Below are 2499 nucleotides of genomic sequence, written 5' to 3' on the forward strand. Positions count from 1 at the left end.
TTCAGGGGAGACCCCGCAGGCGTTAGCGCCGAGGAGGCTCGCCGAAACACCCACGGAAAGCGAAGCTCCTGGAGCGGAAATCAACAGACAAATTTAACAAAGCCTATCGAAAATGGTTACTTCTCTTACTTTTTGATAAAATAACTCTATCTGACGGGTAAGGAGTTAGGAGAATGGAAGGTTTACTGCGCCAACCTGAATGGCGAATCATTGACCAGTCTGCAGTTGGCATTCACTTTCAAGCAACACAATCCTTTGGCACGGATGATACCTTGTGTGCCTCGGTTGGTACCGGAAATGCACCAGCCACAGCGCGGACCTGGGTTCATCACAACACCGTAGTACTGGGAATACAGGATACGAAACTGCCATTCTTACAGGAAGGCATCGACTATTTAAAGCAAGAGGGCTATCAGTCTATTGTAAGGAACTCCGGGGGCTTGGCGGTCGTTTTGGATGAAGGGGTCCTAAATATCTCGTTGATTTTTCCAGAAGCGGAAAAGGGCATCGATATTAACCGTGGCTATGATGCCATGTGGGACTTAATTAGGCGCATGTTTGCAGATTTTCCGCAAACAATCGAGGCGAGGGAAATTGTCGGATCCTATTGTCCTGGAAGCTATGACCTTAGTATTGGCGGGAAAAAATTCGCTGGTATCTCCCAACGACGGCTGAAAAAAGGCGTTGCAGTGCAAATTTATCTTTGCATCAATGGCAGCGGTAAGGCAAGGGCAGAGTTGGTGAAGCAATTTTACCAGCGGGCAAAAAAAGAGGAACCAACCAAATTTGAATACCCTCAAATTGTGCCGGAAGTAATGGCTTCTCTTTCAGAATTACTTGGTACCCATTTCACGATTGGGGATGTCATGCTGCGTCTATTAAACCAGTTAAAAAGCAATAGTGATTATTTAGTTGCCGGACAACTAAACGAATATGAACTCTCGTTATTTCCCGGATATTATCAAAGGGTTGTCGAGCGGAATGAAAAAATCGCTGATCGGTAAAAAGAGGCTGACTCAACAAATGAGTCAGCCTCTTTTCTGATATGGGATGCTGCGCTTGTTCCCTTCTCCCAAAATTCTCTTTACTCTGCTACTTTTTCTAGGTTCCCATTACGGTCCATCTTAAATTTTGTAGCAGGTCTTTCTTCTTCTTCAAATAAAACGAGCTTACGGGCACGGTTCATGATCTTCATTAAGGTCTCGTAATCTTCTTGAATGGTCTCCGTATTCTGCTCGAGTCCAGCAATCTTATTGGATAATTCCTCATTTTTCTTCCTTAATTCGGCAATCTCTCGCATCAATCTTTCATTCTCACTTTTTAGTGCTTCATTTTGCAGATTGGCATGATGAAAGTTTTGTAAGTAAGAAATAACTGAATCAAGTGTTACTCCACCAGAAGCTGCTGGTGCTGGCTTATAGCTTGGTGCTGCTGGTTTTACATAGGTTTCAGTTGCCATTTCCACAGTCATATCTGGTATTTCAACTGATGTTTCCACTGGCATTTCCATGGAAAGCGGTAATGTGTCTATTTCTTCTGAACCAGTAATTGGTGGACTATAAAGAAGCTTTTTCTTGCCACCTTGTTCTTTACCTAGCACTCTTTGTCTTTGTTTACGCTGCTTTTTAGCTAATTGCAATGCTTTTTCATACGTGTGGCGAACCACTGCGTTCCATCTGAAGCCACAGGCTGCAGAAGTCCTGTTCAGCTTGTCACCCACCTCTTCAAAGGCATTCAGCTGTGTACTTCCTTCTCTTACATGGCGAAGGACAGTCTCAGCTAATAATAGATCATTTTCATCTGTCCATGCATCTTGACGTACTTTCATATTTTTCAACTCCCTAAAATAATTTCCTTTACAGTGCAGTCTTGTTTCTGACTAATTTTTTAAAGTTCTAGTCTTATGATGGACAAGTTTTTCAGGGTTTATACCAAAATGATTAAAAGGATACTAGATTTTTTAAATGAAAGATTTAGTCTTTATGATGTGGGATTGCTAAAGATTGCAACTTGCATTCAAAAAAAAGAAAATGTAAAATACCAATGGAGTAAATATGGATATACTAAACATAGATAAATGATTGATTGTAGAAAGGGTTGTACCAAATGTCCAATGAATTTCGCGTTTGCGATGATTGTCAGGCCGTGAATTTAAAGACATTGATCCCTCGCTTGAAAGAAATCGATCCGAATGCCGAAGTGAAAATCGGCTGCCAGTCTTACTGTGGACCTGGCCGGAAAAAGACCTTTGCCTTCGTTAATAACCGCCCGGTTGCCGCATTAACGGAAGAGGAATTAATGGAGAAAATAAATAAAAAGATAAAATAATCACCTTAAGACAATTCATTAAGGTGATTTTCTTTTTTTAAAGGCTAGGTTAAAGCCAAATGTTGAGTTGACACACCTGTTGATTGGAGTGGAAGGCACGAAGACTCCTGTGGGAGTATGGTTCAGGGGAGACCCCGCAGGCGCAAGCGCCGAGGAGGCTCGCCGAAACAC

General features: G+C 42.2%; 3 protein-coding genes. 2 read left to right on the forward strand and 1 reads right to left on the reverse strand.

Annotated elements, in window-relative coordinates; all coding sequences use genetic code 11:
• Positions 1 to 173: 173 nt before the first annotated feature.
• Positions 174 to 1004, forward strand: a complete 831-nt coding sequence (locus ABES03_RS25040; RefSeq protein WP_430121829.1) for a lipoate--protein ligase family protein — start codon at positions 174 to 176, stop codon at positions 1002 to 1004.
• Positions 1005 to 1084: 80 nt separating this feature from the next.
• On the opposite strand, the gene ABES03_RS25045 is transcribed toward ABES03_RS25040, so the two are convergent.
• The gene (locus tag ABES03_RS25045; RefSeq protein ID WP_430121831.1) at positions 1085 to 1828 is read right to left on the reverse strand and encodes an RsfA family transcriptional regulator; all 744 of its coding nucleotides are present in this window, start codon (positions 1826 to 1828) and stop codon (positions 1085 to 1087) included.
• A gap of 278 nt (positions 1829 to 2106) precedes the next feature.
• Here ABES03_RS25045 and ABES03_RS25050 point away from each other — a divergent pair, with 278 nt between their 5' ends.
• Positions 2107 to 2328 (forward strand): DUF1450 domain-containing protein, encoded by a 222-nt coding sequence (locus ABES03_RS25050; RefSeq protein ID WP_430121833.1) that lies wholly within the window; start codon positions 2107 to 2109, stop codon positions 2326 to 2328.
• The last annotated feature ends 171 nt before the right edge of the window (positions 2329 to 2499 follow it).

This window comes from Neobacillus rhizosphaerae (genome assembly GCF_050477885.1).
Classification (GTDB): Bacteria; Bacillota; Bacilli; order Bacillales; family Cytobacillaceae; genus Neobacillus; species Neobacillus rhizosphaerae_A.